The sequence below is a fragment of the Mesorhizobium sp. M0659 genome, assembly GCF_040320605.1.
Lineage (GTDB): Bacteria > Pseudomonadota > Alphaproteobacteria > Rhizobiales > Rhizobiaceae > Mesorhizobium.
This window is the reverse complement of sequence record NZ_JAMYPY010000002.1, coordinates 264073-281513: the sequence shown is the minus strand read 5'-3', so window position 1 is coordinate 281513 and position 17441 is coordinate 264073. Positions and strand designations below refer to the sequence as shown.

The window sequence follows — 17441 nt, the reverse complement described above, 5'->3', positions numbered from 1 at the left end:
ATCAGCGATAGGCGAGCGGCTCGGTCCTGCGGATTCGCGCCTCTTCGATCACCGTCTCCAGCAAAGCGGTGTTGTGCTCGGGGTCTTCCCCGGGCTTTTCGAACGACACATAGTTGACCGCGACCGAAGACCTCTCCTCGCTCAGCGTCAGCTGGAAATAGACGGTGACGCCCGGCGGCCGAAGCTCGAGATCGAGCACGATGCGCGGGCTGCCGCTCCAGTCGACATGTGCCTCTCCGCCATGGCCGAGCCTGAGCGTGCCTGGGAGGAAAAAAAGCTCCACAGCCGAATCCACCAGATCCGACAGGCAAGCGAAATGCTCGAGCCGGATGAAGGCGATGTAGTCGGCGACGTCGATCAGCCGCAACTCGTCGACCACCTGCTCGATGGCCTTGGCGACGATGAGTTCGCGGGATTTTGCGTGCGGTTGGCGGTTCATGAAATTTGTCTCCGCTCAGCCTTTTTGGAGTAGACGATCCGCACCAGTTCGGCGACGGCCTGGTAGAATTGCGACGGGATCACGCTATCAACCGAAACTTGCTTGTACATGGAGCGGGCGAGCGCCACGTCCTCGAAGATCGGGATGTTGTGCTCCTTGGCAATCTCGCGAATCTTGAGCGCCACAAGGTCCTGGCCCTTGGCCAGCACCATGGGTGCTGAATCCTCGTCGCGGACATATCTGAGCGCGATGGAAAAGTGCGTCGGATTGGCGATGATCAGCGTCGCGCGCGGCACCGCCGTCATCATCCGCTTGCGCGCCCGGTCGCGCGCCAGCGAGCGCAGCCGCGACTTGATGATCGGGTCGCCCTCGGACTGCTTGAACTCGTCCTTGACCTCCTGCTTGGTCATCCGCAGATCCTGCTTCCAGTGGAAGCGCGACCAGACGACGTCGACCGCCGCGATCAGCCCCATGACGAAGACGATCGCCACCAATATGTCGACGGTGATGCTTTTGATGACGAGGCCGAAAGCGACGGGGTTGGTGATCATGCCGGCCAGGAGCTGGCGGTAGTCCTGCGATAGCGTGAAGTAGAGCACGATGCTGGCGAAGCCGAGCTTGCCCAGCGATTTCAGGAACTCGACCCAGCCCTGAATGCCGAACATCCTGGTCCAGCCTTTGGCTATCGAGATGCGCGACAGTTGCGGCCGGATCCGCTCGCCGACGACTTGCGGCATGTTCTGCAGCACCGAGGCGCCGATGCCGGCCACCACCAGCAGCACCAGCAGGCTGACGACGGCGTTGCCTATTTCCATCATCACGGTCTTGTAGAGCGCGATGACGTCGGTCTCGGTGTCCATCGGCCACGCCTCGGGCTTTTCCAGGAACATCGACAGGAACATGCCGAGATCAGCGACCGCGTCCTTGGCGTAGAAGACGGTGAACACCAGTATGGCGATGAAGGACGCCAGAAGTGCGGCCTCTCGCGAATGGGGCAGCTTGCCCTGTTCGACGGTGTCGCGGATCTTCTTTTCGGTCGCGTCTTCGGTTTTGGAGTCTTTGTCCGCCGCTTCAGCCATTCAGCGCTCGGCGTTAAGCCGCTTCGCTCTGCTGCGATGAGGGCAGTTCGAAAGCCCCCTCGCGCGAAAGCCGGATTGTCGCCACCGCGATGTTCTTGCGCGCCGTCATGATGTCGGCAAGCTGAATGCCTTCCGAGCCCTGGCCGAGCTCGGACTCGATCATGCGCCGCGACCGTGCGCCGATCGCCGACAGCACCGATTCCGTCAATGCGGGCGCCGCACCGCGCAGCGCCAGCGTGATCAGTTCGGTCGACAGCCCGTCGAAAAGGAGTACCCTCGCCTTCTGCGTCAAAAGCGGCAGATCGTCGAAGGCAAACAACCTGGAGCGAACACCGCCGAGGTCCGGCGTGCCGGCCTCTTCCAGATCCTGCATGACCTCTTCCAACTGAGGCTTGTCCATCTCGTTGAGCATACTGGCGACGCGCGCCTGTCCCGCCGAGATATCCTTGGTCGCGGTCTGCGCCAGCACGCTGGCGCGCAGCTGGTTCTCGATGATCCTGGTGGCCGCGTCCGGAATGGTCGCCATCGTCACCATGCGCTTGATGATCTCGCTGCGCATCGGCTTTTCCATGGTCAGCAAAATGTTGGCGGCGGCTTGCGGCGCAAGCTTCGACAGCACCATGGCCGCGGTCTGGGGATGCTCGGCGGCAAGGAATGTGCCCAGACGCGTCGGTTCGAGCTTTTCCAGCTCCGGCCAGATCGGCGGTGGCCCTTCCGGCGCAACCTCGAAGCGCTTGTCGCCCATGATGGCGCTCATCTCTTCGGGCGACAGCGATTCATTGAGGATCGTGTCCATCCGGTCGGCGGAATCGAGCAGGCCCGCACCTTCGGTGAACTCGGCCTCGAATTCGGCAACGATGCGTTCGAGGTCGCTTTGCGGAATGGTGCGCAGCAGCCGCGCCCCTTCGATCAGTGCCTTCAGTTCTTCTTGCTTGAAGAATTTCAGCAGCCGGCTGGCCGAAGGTTTGCCCATCGCCACCAGGATGGCGGCGGCCTTTTGCGGGCGCGTGAGCGTCACCGGCGTCGTCATGGCATCCGCTCCTGCTGAGACCGCATGTCATTCATTGCTCAAGCGCCCTTGGTCGCCGCGATAATTTCGGTCAGCCTGATGCCAAAGCGCGACGGATCGCTTTCCAGCACGGTGATCTCGCCGCGCGCGATCTTGCGGCCGTTGACCACGACATCGACCGGTTCGCCGATGCGCCGGTTGAGCGCCACCGTCGAGCCCTTCTGCAGCGCCATCAGGTCCGACACCGGCATTTCCGTACTGCCGAGGATGATCTGCACATCGACCGGGATGCTCATGATGATGTTGGAATTGGCGCCGGACGTGGCAGCCCGCAAGGCGGCGTCGGGGCGCTTTTCCTCCTCCTGGAGGACGCCGCGCAATTCCTCGATGGCGCGGTCGAGCTGTTCGTCCGGCTGGTCGATATTGGCTTCCACCTTGGTCTTGGCCATCAGTCGTCTCCAAATGCTTGGGCTTGCCCGGCGTCAGCCCGGCATGAGCCCATCGATAAAATCCTGACCGGCATCGTAAGGATGCCTGATCCGGACGGTGTAGTTCTGCCCGAGTTTACCGAACTCGCAGACAAACAGCGTCTTGTCGCGCGCGCTCAGCTTGGCCTGCGACTGCGCGGTTTCCTCGAACTCGATGACCTGGCCTGGCTCGAAACCGGCGAGATCGCCGAGCGTCAGGCGGGCCAGCGGCATGGTCGCTTCGAGCGTCACCGTCGAGCGCATCACTTCTTCGGAAAAACGTGCCCGCCAGTCGGAGGTCGTGCCTTCGCTGTCGTGGACATCGGCGATACCGCGTGTGGCAAGCAGAATGCGCTGCGGGATCATCACCGTGACCGTTCCGCTGTCGGTCGGCGTCGAGATGCCGAAGACGATGCGCACCGCCGCGCCATCGCGCAGCACGCGACGCTTGGCTTCGCTGCCCGAAAGCGCCCGCGGCACCGGCAGCCGCAGCTCGAGCGAGCGCCGGCCCGATCCGTTCAACGCCTGCGCAACTTCCTGGAAGACCGTGGTCGCGACATCGGTCTCGATCTGCGACAGAGCGCGCTCGATCGGCGAAACCGGCTGATCCGGATCGCCGCCGAACAGCGCGCACACCATCACGGCGATGGCCGGCGCATCAGCCACCAGCGTCATCGCATCCGAAGACGTCGGCGATGCTATGATGGCCATGGCAAAGGCATCGCCGGCATTCGTGCGGGCATCGGGAACACGGCTGATCTCGACCGCGCGCAGGTCGACGGTGACCGGTGCGCCGAGTTCGCCGGCCAGGCTCTTCTGCAGCAGCGGCAGGGCGCGCTCGCCCATCGAGCGCCCGGTGCCGATGACATGAGCGGCCTCACCGCTGTCACCGACCAGACGCTCAATGATCAGCGAGCGGGCTTGCGAGGGGCTGCCAGGACTTGTCATGACGGCGTGCGGTCCTGTCTGTCGTCATGCATGGCTCAAGCCGCTTTCTTCTCGGCGGAAGCTGTGTTCATCGTGCTTTGCTCGACGGCATCGATCGTCGGCCGCTCATAGGACGAGATGGTCTTGCGACCGAACTCGATCGCCACCTGCGGCAGGGCGCCGTTCATGTAGGCAAGCAGCGTCTGCTTGACGATGATATAGAGGCGGTTCTTCTTCTCGCGCACCGTCTTGATCTTGGTGGCGACCGGCCCGACCACCGCATAGGACAGGAAGATGCCGAGGAAGGTTCCGACAAGGGCAGCGCCGATCAGGCCGCCGAGGATTTCGGGCGACTGGTCGAGCGCGCCCATCGCCTTGACCACGCCGAGCACGGCGGCGACGATGCCGAGCGCCGGCAGACCATCGCCCACCGCCACCAGCGCATGGTAAGCCTTCATCTTGTCGGACTTGATGGTCTGGATTTCCTCGTCCATCAGCGCCTCGATCTCATGCGAGCGGGCATTGCCGATGATGATGATGCGGCAGTAGTCGCAGATGAAATTCGTCAGGTCGTGGTTCTTGAGCACGGTCGGGAACGCCTGGAAGATTGCCGACTCCTCCGGATTGTCGATATGCGCCTCGACCTCGCTGCGCGACTTCGAGCGCAGTTCGCGCATCAGGCTGTGCAGCACGCCCAGCGTCTCCAGATAGTCGCGCTCTTTCGGCACCGCCTGCTTGAACGCTTCGAGGATACCCCTGCCGGTGTCCTTGACCGTCTTCATCGGGTTGGCGACGAGAAAGGTTCCAAGTGCGGCGCCACAGATGACCACCGCTTCCCAAGGCTGCATCAGCACATGCAGATGGCCGCCCATCGCCATGAAGCCGCCGAGAACACAGCCGAGCGTCACCACAAGTCCGATCAGAATGCCCACGCCAGATCCTTCCGCATCACGTCAGGCCTAACCGATAGCCCCCGTGCCTTGTGTGAGGCTTGAATCATGCAAGGTGAGGCGATTCAGCCTCGCGCAAGCAAGTCCGCATAGTCTTGCTTTTGAAGCTGCGACCGGAGGCATGTCGTGTTGAGCACTTTTACCAGCTACCAGCTCATCGCCAGGGACATCCCCAAGGCGATCGACCGCATCGAGGCGGAGCCGATCACCAAGCGCGACACCGACTACTATCTCGCGAACATCGGCAGCGTGAAATCGATCGACGATTTCGTCAAGAACGACCGGCTGTTCAAATATGCCATGAAAGCCTTCGGTCTCGGCGACATGGCTTACGCCAAGGCCTTCATGGTCAAAGCCCTGAAGGAAGGGGTGTCGGATTCCGACAGCTTCGCCAACAAACTGAGCGACAAGCGTTATGCCGAGTTCGTGTCGGCCTTCAATTTCGCCGCACTTGGCGCTAATGCCACGAGCTACAATTCGGCACAGCAGGGCGTGACCAACAATTATGGTCTCCAGGTCTCGGTCGGCCCTTCGCAGAACGGCTTCACCTACTACAAGGGCGAAACCTCGTACTACCTGAGCAACATTTCCAACGTAAAATCGATCGACGACCTGATGGGCAACGATCGCCTGCTCACCTATGCGATGGCCGCGTTCGGCCTGGACGCCGACGCCGAGCCGGCTGCGACCGTGCGGGCCATGCTGGAAGGCGGCGTCACCGACCCGAACAGCCCCGCAAACACGTCGACAAACAAGGGCTATGCGGCTTTCGTCGCGGCTTTCGACTTTGCCCAATATGGCGACCAGGCTACGGCGCGCGACGCCGTCCAGCAGGCGGTGCCGAAGGCTGTGATCGGCGGAACCGGACTGTTGCTCGTCAAGCCGACCGCGCAATACATCAAGGGCGAGGCCGACTACTACGCAGCCAACATCTCCAAGGTGAAGTCCATCGAAGACCTGCTGAAGGACAAGCGCCTGCTGACCTTCGCCATGGCTGCCTATGGGCTTGATGCATCGACCCAGACGACGAAGCAGATCCGCACCATGGTCAATGGCGGCGTCACCGATCCGTTGAGTCCCGCCAACCTGTTGACCGACAAGAGCTACGCCAACTTCGTCAGCGCCTTTGATTTTGCCCAGTATGGCGATCAGACGATCACGCGCGACGCGGTGCTGAAGACCACGCCGAAGCTCTACACGACCGAGTCCAGTCTTGGCCTCATCAAGCCGAATGCGGACGCCGTCCAGGCCGAGACCAGCTACTACCTCGCCAACATCACCAAGGTGAAATCGGTCGACGACCTGATGGCCGACAGCCGCCTTTATAACTATGCTCTGTCCGCAAGCGGGCTCGATCCGGCGACCACCAACAAGGATCTCGTCCGTGATGTCCTTGAGGGCGGTGTCCGCGATCCCGCCAGTGTCGCCAACAAGCTCTCCAACAAGGCCTATGCCAGGCTCGCCACCTCGTTGAATTTCGAGGCCTACGGCGAAGCGGCAACGACCCGCAGCCCGTCGCAGCAGCCGGTGGTCGACAAATACATGCGCCAGACCCTGGAAGAAGACGCCGGCAAGACCAATGAGGGCGTGCGGTTGGCGCTCTATTTCGAGCGCAAGGCCTCGACCATCACCAACTGGTACGACGTGCTGGCCGACACGGCCCTGGCCAGCGTGGTACGCACCGCCATCGGCCTGCCCGATTCCTTCGCTGCCGCAGATATCGACAAGCAGGCGCAGGCCTTCGACGCAAAGCTCGACCTCACCGATTTCACCGACCCGGCCAAGCTCGAGAAATTCCTCACCCGCTTCACCAGCCTTTGGGAAATCAATCATCCGACCTCGACCGCCCAGACATCGATCGGTGTGCTGTTTGCGCAGCCGACCACCGTCGGCATCTCGACCGATCTGATGATGGCCATGCAGAAACTGAGATTCTGAGAACACCATGCAGGACAGCCTTTACGTCGCCCTTTCCTCGCAGATCGCGCTTGAGCGCCGTCTCGACACCATCGCCGATAATGTCGCCAACGCCTCGACCATCGGCTTTCGCGCCACCGGCGTGAAGTTCGAGGATGTCGTCTCCGGCAGCGGCCCCAAATCGGTGTCCTTCGCCTCCTCCGGCAAGACCTATTTGTCCGGCGCGCATGGCGCGATGACGCAGACCGGCAACCCGTTCGACTTCGCCGTCCAGGGCGATGCCTGGTTCGGCATCGACACCCCGGCCGGCACCGTGATGACGCGCGACGGACGCTTTTCGATGAACGAGAACGGCGAGTTGATGTCGCTCGAAGGCCATCCGGTGCTCGACGCCGGCGGTGCGCCGATCCAGCTCGACCCGCGCGACGGCCCACCCAAGGCGGGCGCCGACGGCTCGCTGCGCCAGGGCGACAAGCTCGTCGGCGCCATCGGCCTGTTCAATTTCGATCCCGGCCCGAATTTCGTCCGCTACGGCAATTCTGGCATCGTGCCCGCGCGTGCGCCGGAGCCGGTCACCGACCGTTCCGATCTCGGCGTCGCGCAGGGCTATGTCGAGGAATCCAACGTCAATCCGGTGCTGGAGATGACGCGCCTGATCATGGTCCAGCGCGCCTTCGAGAACACGGCGGCGCTGATGCGCCAGACCGATGCCTCGACCGACGACGCCATCAAGACGCTCGGCTCCAAGTCGTAGCAGCATGTCGAGCAGCAAATCATCGATACGCGCGCTTGAACGGCAACCGGAGACAGCACCGGAAAACCGGCTGGCTGCGCTGGAGCGGATCTGGCGCCGCTTCGATGACACCGAGACGTTGCTGCGGCGCGGCGGCCGTGTTTCGGAGGTTTCGCCAACGCATTACAAGGTGCGCGGCCTGTCTGAAGTCGCCAGGCTTGGCGACCTCGTCGAACAGCGCGGCAATGCCGGCACGCGCCGCGGCGAGATCGTCAGGATCGGCCGCGACGAAGTCGTCATCGCCCCTTTCGAACGCAGCGCCGACGCCGGCATCGGCGACGCCGTGTTTCGCCGCGGCCCGCTGACGGTAACGCCGCATGCTTCGTGGCGTGGGCGCGCCATCGACGCGCTGACCCGCGTCATCGACGGCGGCCCGCCGCTGATCAGGATCGGCGAGGCTGCGAGCGGCGACGGCACAACGCCCGGCGCGATGGCGCGGCAGCGCGTCGGCACCGCCTTCACGACCGGGGTCAAGGTCATCGACATCTTCACGCCGCTCTGCCTCGGCCAGCGCCTCGGCGTCTTTGCCGGTTCCGGCGTCGGCAAGTCGACGCTGCTCGCTATGCTGGCCGGCGCCGACGCCTTCGACACCGTGGTCGTGGCGCTGATCGGCGAGCGCGGCCGCGAGGTACGCGAATTCCTCGAAGACACGATCGGCGCAGAGAGCATGGCCAAGACGGTCGCCGTCGTCGCTACCAGCGACGAGAGCGCCATGATGCGCCGGCGCGCGCCGGATACCGCCATGCGCGTTGCCGAACATTTTCGCGACCAGGGCCATCGCGTGCTGCTGGTGCTGGATTCGATTACCCGCTTTGCCCATGCGCTGCGCGAGGTAGCGACCGGCACCGGCGAGCCGCCGGTCGCCCGCGGCTATCCCGCTTCGGTTTTCACCGATCTGCCCAAGCTGCTCGAACGCGCTGGCCCGGGCGCTGAAGGCCCCGGTATCAAAGGACAGGGATCAATCACTGCCATCATCTCGGTGCTGGTCGACGGCGACGACCACAACGACCCGGTCGCCGATTCGGTACGCGGCATCCTCGACGGCCATGTCGTGCTCGACCGCGCCATTGCCGAACAGGGCCGCTACCCCCCGGTCAATCCGGTGTCGTCGATCTCGCGCCTCGCCGACAAGGCATGGAGCCCCGAGCAACGCATGCTGGTGACCAGGCTGAAATCGATGATCTCGCGCTTCGAGGACACCCGCGACATCCGCCTGCTCGGTGCCTATCAGGGCGGCGCCGATGCCGAGCTCGATATTGCCGTGCGCCAGGTGCCGCTGATCTACGAGGCGCTGACGCAGTCGCCCAGGGATCGCGCCTCGAGCGACGCATTCTCCGACCTCGCCCGTCATCTGAAAGGCAAGCAAAGTGTCGATGCAGGAGACTGAGCTTCAGTACACCGAGCGGCTTTTGCGCGAGATGATCGCAGAGGCCAGTGCCGCCGAGGAAGCCCGGGCCAACGAAGCGAGAGCTGTCAGGGCAAAGGCCGATCTCGACAAGGCCGCCAAGGCTGAGGCCATTCTGGCCAGGGCCGCCAGGCCATTCTTGCCCAGGGTAGCCAGCGTAGTCGAGTCCACTGTGCCTCGCTTGGCCGAGCCTGCCTTGCCCAGCGTCGTCAAGCCTGAATTGCCAAGGACCCCTCGCGCCGGCCCCAAAGAAGCGATCGAGACCAGTCGTGACTCGCTTCTCGACGGGCTGTTCCCGGTCACCGAATGGCCGCAGCCGCCAAGGCCGCAATATCCCAGGCTCGACAAGAAATCCGACCGCCGCAGCGATATCGTCTTTGCCGCGCTCGGCATCACGCTTGGCCTGATCTGCGCGCTGTTTCCCTGGTATATCTTCTTCAATCAGGACCAGTTCGGCGTGCAGGCGATCAAGTTCGGCGGCAGCGGCACCAATGCAGGGCGGGTCAGCGGCGGCTCGCAGATGGAGAACAGCGGTCAGCCGCTGACGGCAAACGATGTTCCCGATGTCGACCTGTTCGCCACCGGCACGCTGCAGGACCCCGAGGACAAGACCCGGCCTCCCGGCGTCGACGAGCAGCCCTTCCCGGCGGATCCCAAATTTCGCATGGTTCATGTCGCCAATGGCCGCGCCATGATCGAGGACGATGCCGGCCTGTGGATTGTCCAGCGCGGCTCGAAGCTGCCCGACTCCAGCGTCGTCTCGTCGATCGAGCAACGCGGCGGCAAGTGGGTCATGGTCACCAGCACCGACCAGGTGATCGAACTCTCCAAATAGCGGCACACCGGCTTACGCCTGGCCCGCGCAAGGTCCGCGCAAGACTGGCAGCCTAGTCTTGTACGTACCAGCCTGGAGATCCCCATGGAGCCCATCAACCTTTTCGATCTCGCCGCCAAGCAGTCGCAATGGCTGTCGGTGCGCCAGTCCGCAATTGCCGGCAACATCGCCAACGTCAACACGCCCGGCTACACCGCCGGCGATGTCGAGCCGTTCGAGAAGGTGCTCGACCGCACGGCAGTGTCGCTGACCGCCACCCAGGCAGGCCACCTCGGCACTGCCGCCACTAATGCCGGCTTCACGGTCAAGCCAGAAGAGACGACCGGCGCCATCATGCCCTCGAAGAACACGGTGGTGGTCGAAAACGAACTGATGAAGGCCGGCGAGGTCCGCCGCTCCTTCGAGCTCAACACCGCGATCGTCAAGGCCTTCCATTCGATGATGATGATGGCGGTGAAGAGCTGACAATGGACGCCTTGACCTCAGCCCTCAAGATCGCCGCGTCCGGCCTCAGCGCCCAGTCTGACCGTTTGCGCGTCGTTTCGGAAAATCTCGCCAACGCGCAGTCGACCGGCAACACCCCGGGCGCTGACCCCTATCGCCGCAAGACCATCAGTTTCGTCTCGGAACTCGACCGTGCCTCGGGTGGCACGACAGTTGAGGTCAACTCCATCGACCGCGACCCCAGCGACTTTCCCGTCGAATTCCAGCCCGGCAACGAGGCCGCCGACGACAAGGGCTACGTCAAGATGCCCAATGTAAACGTGCTGGTCGAGATGGCCGACATGAGCGAGGCCAACCGCTCCTACGAAGCCAACCTTCAGGTCATCAAGCAGGCGCGTGATCTGATCTCCATGACCATCGACCTGATGAGGAACCAGTAATGATCAGCGGCATTGGCGGTATCGGATCGCTTCCCCTCAAGCCGGAGATCGGTGGCGCCGATACCACGACCGACCTGTTCCAGGGCACCAGGGCGCCGATGGCCGGCAGCGAAATCGGCGCCACCTTCGCCGAAGCGCTGAGCCAGGCTGCTTCAAAGACCGTCAACACCTTGCAGAACGCCGAGCAGGTCTCGATCCAGGCGCTCAAGGGCGACGCCGATACCCGTCAGGTCGTCGACGCCGTCATGAGCGCCCAGCAGGCCCTGCAGACCACGATCGCCATCCGCGACAAGGTCGTCTCCGCCTATCTCGAAATCAGCCGTATGGGCATCTGAGGAGACTTGCCGTGAAAGCACTCGCCATCGCAGCGACCGGCATGAATGCCCAGCAGACCAATCTGGAAGTGATCGCCAACAACATCGCCAATATCAACACCACCGGCTACAAGCGCGCGCGCGCCGAATTCTCCGACCTGCTCTACCAGGTCGACCGCACGCAGGGCGTGCCCAACCGCTCCAATTCATCGCTTGTGCCGGAAGGCGTGTCGATCGGCCTCGGCGTCAAGACGACGGCGGTGCGCAACGTCCATACGCAGGGCGAACTGACCTCGACCGGCAACAGTTTCGACATGGCGCTGACGGGCCGCGGCTGGTTCCAGATCGAGGGCGGCGACGGCGGCACGCTCTACAGCCGCGCCGGCGCCTTCAACACCAACGCCACCGGCCAGCTGGTGACCGTCGACGGCGCCAATGTCATCCCGGCCATCACCGTGCCGACCGATGCCATCGAAGTTGTCGTCAACAAGACCGGCCAGGTCTTTGCCCGCATCGACGGCCAGACCGACCTCCAGCTGCTGGGCCAACTGCAGCTCGCCAACTTCGCCAATGAAGCAGGCCTCGCGCCGCTCGGCGACAATCTGTTCCAGGAGACGCCGGCCTCCGGCCCGGCCAATGTCGGCGTGCCCGGCGATCCCGGCTTCGCCTCGGTCGAGCAGGGTTATCTCGAGGCCTCCAACGTCGATCCGGTCAAGGAAATCACCGAGCTGATCTCCGCGCAGCGCGCCTATGAGATGAACTCCAAGGTCATCCAGGCCGCCGACGACATGGCCTCCGTCGTGTCCAAGAACATCAGGTAAGATTTGATGGTCTCTCCGGCCTTCCGCTCCGCGCTTTGCCGCACCGCGCTGATCCTGGCGCTGGTGGCCGGCAGTGTGCCGGCGTTTGCCCAGGAGAGCGCAGACCAGCAGACCACCACTCAGGTCGCGAGCAGTCAGGCAACCGGCGAGATCGTTCTGATCCCCAACCGGGTCATTTATCCCGGCGAGATGATCGACACCGGCGTGCTGAAACCGGTGACGCTGCTCCCCGGCAAGCACAGGCCAGATGCGGTCGCCACGCGGGCCATGGAACTCCAGGGCAAGGTCGCCAAGCGCACGCTGCTGCCCGGCCGCTATATCCCGGTCGCCGCCATCCGCGACGCCTGGCTGGTCGAACAGGGTGCCGCCGTGCAGGTCTATTTCATCGCGGGCGACCTCACCATTTCGGCCACGGCGGTGTCGCTGCAGCCGGGTGCCGCCGGCGATTTGATAAAGGTCCGCAACACAGACAGCGGCAAGATCTTTTCCGGCACGGTGATGGCTGACGGCACCATCCGGGTCAGCGCGTCATGAGACGCGGAGCTGCCCTTCTGCTCGCGACCGTTGTCGGCCTGCAGCCGGCGCTGGCCGACGGTCTTACGCCGAAGCAAAAGCGCGATCTTGCCGGCCAGAATGGCGGCGCCTTTGTCGATCCCGAATACGATCCGGCCACCACCAACCGCATGTTCAGGGTCTCCAACGGCCCAAGCTCTCTGCCACCCGGCCAGGTCGCATCGCGCATCAAGGACATTGCGCAGCTGCAGGCTTCGCGCGACAACCAGCTCGTCGGCTACGGCCTCGTCATCGGCCTCGCCGGATCGGGCGACAGCCTGCGCAATTCGCCCTTCACCGAACAGTCGATCCGCGCCATGCTCGAAAATCTCGGCATTGCCACCGAAGGTGGCAGCGCGCGGGCCAAGAACGTCGCCGCCGTCATCGTCACCGCCAACATGCCGCCTTACGTGCAGTCTGGGGCCCGCATCGACATCGACGTCTCCTCGATGGGCGACGCCACATCGCTTGCCGGCGGCACGCTGATAATGACGCCACTGAAGGCGGCCGATGGCGAAATCTATGCTGTCGGGCAAGGCTCGGTCATCGTTTCCGGCTTCACTGCCCAGGGCGATGCCGAAAAGCTGACGCAGGGCGTGCCGACGGCCGGCCGCGTGCCCAACGGCGCCATTGTCGAGCGCACCGTGCGCGCCGAATTCGAAGATCAGGCGCTGCTCACCTTGCAATTGCGCAATCCCGATTTCTCCACTGCCGTCCGCATCGCCGACGCCATCAACGGCTACACCTCGCAGCGCTTCGGCATGCGCGTGGCGGCGGAGCGCGATGCGCGCACCGTGCAGATCAGGCGGCCGAAGAACGTTTCGGCGGCGCGTTTCTATGCCGAGATCGAGAATTTGGTGGTCGAGACCGACACGCCGGCGCGCGTCGTCATCGACGAACGCACCGGCACCATCGTCATCGGCAACGAGGTCAAGATCTCGCGGGTGGCGATCAGCCACGGCACGCTCACCGTGCGCATCACCGAACAGCCGAAGATCGTCCAGCCGGAACCGTTCTCCAAGGGCGTGACAGCGGAGGAACCCTTCACCACCATCGATGCCACGCGGCCTGACGCCCGCGTCAATGTGCTCGACGGACCGAACCTCGAAACGCTGGTGTCGGGCCTCAACCGTCTCGGCGTCAAGCCGGACGGCATCATTGCCATTTTGCAAGGCATTAAGTCGGCCGGCGCTTTGCAGGCCGATCTGGTTCTCCAATAGGCCATGCCGATGATCGATTTCTTTTCCCAAAAGCAGCACCGCCGAAGCGCAGCCTTGGCAGCTTGCGTCATCGCCGCCACCGTCCTTGCCGGCGGCACTGTTCGCGCGGAAGAAGCGGTGCGGCAGGTTCTTCCTGGCGGGCAACAGCCGGCGGCAGTGCAGCAGCTGGTCCGCGAGAAGGTGCCCGATGAAAGCGAGATCCAGCGCTTCTGCTCCAACATCGCCGACGCCGCCCGCGACCGCCGTTACGCACTGCAGGCCGAAGAGTTGAAGCAGTTGCAGGCTGGCATCGACCAGCGCATGAAGGCGCTGGACGACAAGCGCGCCGAATACGAGCAATGGCTGAAGCGGCGTGAAGTTTTCCTGGCCCGCGCCGAGGATGGCGTCGTCAAGATCTATGCCGGCATGAAACCGGATGCCGCGGCCGAGCGCCTGGCCATGGTCAACACCGATCTCGCCGCCGCCATCCTGATGAAACTCGATTCGCGCAAGGCCGGCGTCATTCTCAACGAAATGGACCAGAAGGCGGCAGCCACGCTCACCGGCATTATGGCCAGCGCGGCGCGAAGGGTAGACCCGTCATGAAGTCGCATATACTCGCCCTGGTCGCCACCGCTTCACTTGCCGGCTGCGCCTCCGACCCCAGGGAGATCGGCAGGGAGCCGGCGCTGTCGCCGGTTGGCACCGGCATTACCGGCAGCGTCAATGCGCCCTACTCCTATCCCGAAACGCCACCCGCGCCAGTGAAGAAATTCTCGCTGTGGGATGATCGCCAGAGCCGGTTGTTCACCGACCCACGCGCGCTGCGCGACGGCGACATCCTCACCGTCAGGATCAAGCTCAACGACAAGGCCAACTTCAAGAACCAGAACGACCGCAGCCGCACCGCCGGGCGCAAGCTCGGCTATGACGTCAACCTCGGATGGGAAGGTGCCACCACCAGCGGCAAGGGCGACGCGGGGCTGAGCTCCACCACCGAAACCAATGCGGACGGCGAAATCAAGCGCTCGGAGAACCTCGAGCTCAACGTCGCCGCCGTCGTCACCGAAGTCCTGCCCAACGGCAATCTGATGATCCGCGGCTCACAGGAGGTGCGCGTCAATTACGAGCTCAGGGTGCTGACCATCGCCGGCATGGTGCGTCCATCCGATATCGGCGCTGAAAACACCATCTCTTATGAACGCATCGCCGAGGCGCGCATCTCCTATGGCGGCCGCGGCCGCGTCAGCGAAATCCAGCAGCCCGCTTACGGTCAGCAGATCCTCGACCAAGTCCTCCCCTTTTAGGACTGGAGAACGGCGCCGTGGCAAATGTCGAACAGGTTCAGCAAAAAAAGGGCCCGTCGCTTGTCATCCAGCTTGCGATGCTGCTGGCGGTGACGGGCGCCGCGATCGGCATGGGCTGGATGTCCGGCGGCTATCTGAAGGGCGTCGGGGGACCGGTGCCTGTGCCCGCCGCACCGGAGAACCAGTCCAATGCCGAGCAACCGAGCAAGGCGGCCGAACATGCTCCCGGCACCGGGCCGACGCTTGTCCAGCTGGCGCCGATCACCACCAATCTGGCTTCGCCTGCCGACACCTGGATAAGGCTGGAAGCGTCGGTGGTCTACGATGCGCCGCAGCCGCCCGAACTCACCGAAAGCATTCACCAGGACCTGCTGGCCATGGTCCGCACCCTGAAGATGCATCAGATCGAAGGTGCCAGCGGCTACCAGCATTTGAAAGCCGACCTCGAGGAGCGCGCCGCAATCCGCAGCGGTGGCCATGCCAAACAGGTTCTGATCAGGACATTGCTGCTCGAATGAGAAAACTCGTCCTCGCCGCCGCGATCGTCGTCGCCGCCACCTCTGTCGCCGCCGCCCAGCAGCTCGATCTCGGCGGCATCGGCAAGGCCGACGGCGCCACCGTCGGCTATATCATCCAGATGTTCGGTCTGATCACCGTGCTGTCGGTGGCGCCGGGCCTGTTGATCATGGTGACGAGCTTCACCCGCTTCGTCATCGCCTTCTCGATCCTGCGCGCCGGCATCGGCCTGCAGTCGACGCCGGCCAATCTGATCCTGATCTCGCTGTCGCTGTTCATGACCTTCTACGTCATGGCGCCGACCTTCGACCAGGCCTGGAACACCGGCGTCAAGCCGCTGATGGACAACCAGATCAGCCAGACCGAGGCGTTCGAAAAGATTTCGGACCCGTTCCGCACCTTCATGCTGCACAATGTCCGCGACAAGGACTTCGACCTGTTCGCCGATCTCGCCCGCGAACGCGGCCAGGTCGTTGCCAGGGACACCGTCGACCTGCGCATCCTGGTGCCGGCCTTCATGATCTCCGAAATCCGCCGCGGCTTCGAGATCGGCTTCCTGATCGTGCTGCCGTTCCTCGTCATCGACCTGATCGTCGCCACCATCACCATGGCCATGGGCATGATGATGCTGCCGCCGACCGTCGTTTCGCTGCCCTTCAAGATCCTGTTCTTCGTCCTCATCGACGGCTGGAACCTGCTTGTCGGCAGCCTGGTGCGCTCCTTCACCTGACCGTCCGCGCGCCCTTGGCGCCTTGCTAAAATTTTATGCAATATATTTCCGGTTAACCGTCCCGTTTAGCCCTTTGGTAGGGACTTGCCCGCATATTGCTCGCAGATGGCGGGTGATCGGGTCTCACGATCATTGGCATGATGCCGCTCCGTCATACCGGAAAAGCCGGTATGTCAAAAACACCCTGTAAAAATCAAGGTACGAGTAGCCATGTCCAGTATCATGACGAACGCCTCGGCGCTGACCGCGCTGCAGAGCCTGAACAACACCAACAAATCCCTCGAGCAGACGCAGGCCCGCATCTCGACCGGCTACCGCGTTGCCACCGCTTCCGACAACGCCGCTTACTGGTCGATCGCGACCTCGATGAAGTCCGACAACAAGGCAAACTCGGCCGTGCAGGACGCCCTCGGCCTCGGCGCCGGCAAGGTTGACACCGCCTACACCGCCATCAACGACGTCAAGGACCAGGTCGACCTGATCAAGACCAAGCTGGTCACTGCCCGTAGCGCCTCGAAGGAAGACCAGCAGAAGATCGCGACCGAAATCAACGCCATCCAGGCGCAGATCAAGTCCTCGGTCGCCAACGCCAACTTCGCCGGCTCGAACCTGCTGCAGAACGACGCTGCCGCTGCGTCCGACCTGAAGATCGTTGCGGCTTACAACCGTACCGGCGCGACCGTCACCATCGACACCATCGACGTCAAGGCTGCCGATACGCAGGTTCTCGATGTCGCCGGCACGGGCGGCATCGTCGGCGGCCTGCTCGCCGCTGCCTTCTTCGACCCGAGCACCACGGCGGTTACCCCCGCCGCCATCGACACCGCGCTCGGCACTGTTGAAACCGCGCTTGCCAAGCTGTCCACCGGCGCTGCCTCGCTCGGCGCCGCCAAGTCGCGCATTGACACCCAGAAGAGCTTCCTGTCGAACCTGTCGGACTCGATCGACAAGGGCGTCGGCGCTCTGGTCGACGCCGACATGAATAAGGAATCGACCCGTCTGCAGGCCCTCCAGGTCCAGCAGCAGCTCGGCATCCAGGCGCTGTCGATCGCCAACGGCAACTCGCAGTCGATCCTGTCGCTCTTCCGCGGCTGATCTCTCGACTTTACGACTGACACCATCCGTCGGGCCGCGCCAACAGCGCGGCCCGATTTCTTTTTGCGGCTGTTGATTTTCTTGCTAAATGGCTGCCGATTTTTGCTCTTGGCCAGCGCCCTGAATGGCTTGGTTTAACAGGCCGTTAACCATATCCCGGTAGTCATGGTTAACCATTCCATGGCGGGCAGACCATACGGTC

21 protein-coding genes are annotated in these 17441 nt (G+C 63.5%); 15 read left to right on the top strand and 6 right to left on the bottom strand.

What is annotated here, in order from left to right:
- Window position 1: 1 nt before the first annotated feature.
- Genes NKI31_RS04535 through motA form a run of 6 tightly spaced genes read right to left on the bottom strand, consistent with a single transcriptional unit; the run spans window position 2 to window position 4853 of the window.
- Window positions 2-439 (bottom strand): BspJ family T4SS effector nucleomodulin, encoded by a 438-nt coding sequence (locus NKI31_RS04535; protein ID WP_023671756.1) that lies wholly within the window; start codon window positions 437-439, stop codon window positions 2-4.
- Window positions 436-1518 (bottom strand): flagellar biosynthesis protein FlhB, encoded by a 1083-nt coding sequence (gene flhB, locus NKI31_RS04530; RefSeq protein WP_352650598.1) that lies wholly within the window; start codon window positions 1516-1518, stop codon window positions 436-438. The genes NKI31_RS04535 and flhB overlap by 4 nt, the downstream gene beginning before the upstream one ends.
- A 13-nt stretch (window positions 1519-1531) precedes the next feature.
- A complete protein-coding gene (locus NKI31_RS04525; protein WP_023683476.1) occupies window positions 1532-2548 on the bottom strand; it encodes a flagellar motor switch protein FliG in 1017 nt (338 codons plus the stop codon).
- A 38-nt stretch (window positions 2549-2586) separates the two neighbouring features.
- Complete coding sequence (fliN, locus tag NKI31_RS04520; protein WP_023683477.1) at window positions 2587-2976, bottom strand: flagellar motor switch protein FliN; 390 nt, start codon at window positions 2974-2976, stop codon at window positions 2587-2589.
- 33 nt (window positions 2977-3009) lie between these two features.
- Window positions 3010-3942, bottom strand: coding sequence for a FliM/FliN family flagellar motor switch protein (locus NKI31_RS04515; protein ID WP_023683478.1), 933 nt, complete (start codon window positions 3940-3942; stop codon window positions 3010-3012).
- Window positions 3943-3977: 35 nt separating this feature from the next.
- Complete coding sequence (motA, locus tag NKI31_RS04510; protein WP_023671751.1) at window positions 3978-4853, bottom strand: flagellar motor stator protein MotA; 876 nt, start codon at window positions 4851-4853, stop codon at window positions 3978-3980.
- A gap of 144 nt (window positions 4854-4997) precedes the next feature.
- Here motA and NKI31_RS04505 point away from each other — a divergent pair, with 144 nt between their 5' ends.
- The 15 genes from NKI31_RS04505 to NKI31_RS04435 all read left to right on the top strand — a co-directional run bounded on the left by NKI31_RS04505 (window position 4998) and on the right by NKI31_RS04435 (window position 17239).
- Complete coding sequence (locus NKI31_RS04505) at window positions 4998-6809, top strand: DUF1217 domain-containing protein (protein WP_023686338.1); 1812 nt, start codon at window positions 4998-5000, stop codon at window positions 6807-6809.
- 7 nt (window positions 6810-6816) lie between these two features.
- Window positions 6817-7542, top strand: coding sequence for a flagellar basal-body rod protein FlgF (flgF, locus tag NKI31_RS04500; RefSeq protein ID WP_023671749.1), 726 nt, complete (start codon window positions 6817-6819; stop codon window positions 7540-7542).
- Between the two features lie 4 nt (window positions 7543-7546).
- Window positions 7547-8968, top strand: a complete 1422-nt coding sequence (gene fliI / locus NKI31_RS04495; RefSeq protein WP_023817296.1) for a flagellar protein export ATPase FliI — start codon at window positions 7547-7549, stop codon at window positions 8966-8968.
- Window positions 8955-9821, top strand: coding sequence for a hypothetical protein (locus tag NKI31_RS04490; RefSeq protein WP_031192940.1), 867 nt, complete (start codon window positions 8955-8957; stop codon window positions 9819-9821). Before fliI ends, NKI31_RS04490 begins: the two co-directional genes overlap by 14 nt.
- Before the next feature lie 84 nt (window positions 9822-9905).
- Window positions 9906-10286, top strand: coding sequence for a flagellar basal body rod protein FlgB (gene flgB, locus NKI31_RS04485; protein ID WP_023691724.1), 381 nt, complete (start codon window positions 9906-9908; stop codon window positions 10284-10286).
- Window positions 10287-10288: 2 nt separating this feature from the next.
- Window positions 10289-10705: a flagellar basal body rod protein FlgC gene (gene flgC / locus NKI31_RS04480; protein WP_023686341.1), complete on the top strand. Its 417-nt coding sequence runs from the start codon at window positions 10289-10291 to the stop codon at window positions 10703-10705.
- Window positions 10705-11040: a flagellar hook-basal body complex protein FliE gene (gene fliE / locus NKI31_RS04475; RefSeq protein ID WP_023701074.1), complete on the top strand. Its 336-nt coding sequence runs from the start codon at window positions 10705-10707 to the stop codon at window positions 11038-11040. The genes flgC and fliE overlap by 1 nt, the downstream gene beginning before the upstream one ends.
- 11 nt (window positions 11041-11051) lie before the next feature.
- Window positions 11052-11840, top strand: coding sequence for a flagellar basal-body rod protein FlgG (flgG, locus tag NKI31_RS04470; RefSeq protein ID WP_023673650.1), 789 nt, complete (start codon window positions 11052-11054; stop codon window positions 11838-11840).
- Between the two features lie 6 nt (window positions 11841-11846).
- A complete protein-coding gene (gene flgA, locus NKI31_RS04465; RefSeq protein WP_023740991.1) occupies window positions 11847-12374 on the top strand; it encodes a flagellar basal body P-ring formation chaperone FlgA in 528 nt (175 codons plus the stop codon).
- Window positions 12371-13612 carry a flagellar basal body P-ring protein FlgI gene (locus NKI31_RS04460; protein WP_023683306.1) on the top strand — a complete coding sequence of 414 codons (1242 nt, stop codon included), beginning with the start codon at window positions 12371-12373 and terminating at the stop codon, window positions 13610-13612. Before flgA ends, NKI31_RS04460 begins: the two co-directional genes overlap by 4 nt.
- 3 nt (window positions 13613-13615) lie before the next feature.
- Window positions 13616-14197 carry a MotE family protein gene (locus NKI31_RS04455; RefSeq protein WP_023673653.1) on the top strand — a complete coding sequence of 194 codons (582 nt, stop codon included), beginning with the start codon at window positions 13616-13618 and terminating at the stop codon, window positions 14195-14197.
- On the top strand, window positions 14194-14898 hold the full coding sequence (flgH, locus tag NKI31_RS04450) for a flagellar basal body L-ring protein FlgH (protein ID WP_023673654.1): 705 nt from the start codon (window positions 14194-14196) through the stop codon (window positions 14896-14898). The genes NKI31_RS04455 and flgH overlap by 4 nt, the downstream gene beginning before the upstream one ends.
- Before the next feature lie 17 nt (window positions 14899-14915).
- Complete coding sequence (locus NKI31_RS04445; RefSeq protein WP_023673655.1) at window positions 14916-15416, top strand: flagellar basal body-associated FliL family protein; 501 nt, start codon at window positions 14916-14918, stop codon at window positions 15414-15416.
- The gene (gene fliP, locus NKI31_RS04440; RefSeq protein ID WP_023686348.1) at window positions 15413-16144 is read left to right on the top strand and encodes a flagellar type III secretion system pore protein FliP; all 732 of its coding nucleotides are present in this window, start codon (window positions 15413-15415) and stop codon (window positions 16142-16144) included. The genes NKI31_RS04445 and fliP overlap by 4 nt, the downstream gene beginning before the upstream one ends.
- Window positions 16145-16354: 210 nt before the next feature.
- Entirely contained in the window at window positions 16355-17239 is an 885-nt protein-coding gene (locus tag NKI31_RS04435; RefSeq protein WP_023683303.1) for a flagellin N-terminal helical domain-containing protein, read from the top strand.
- The last annotated feature ends 202 nt before the right edge of the window (window positions 17240-17441 follow it).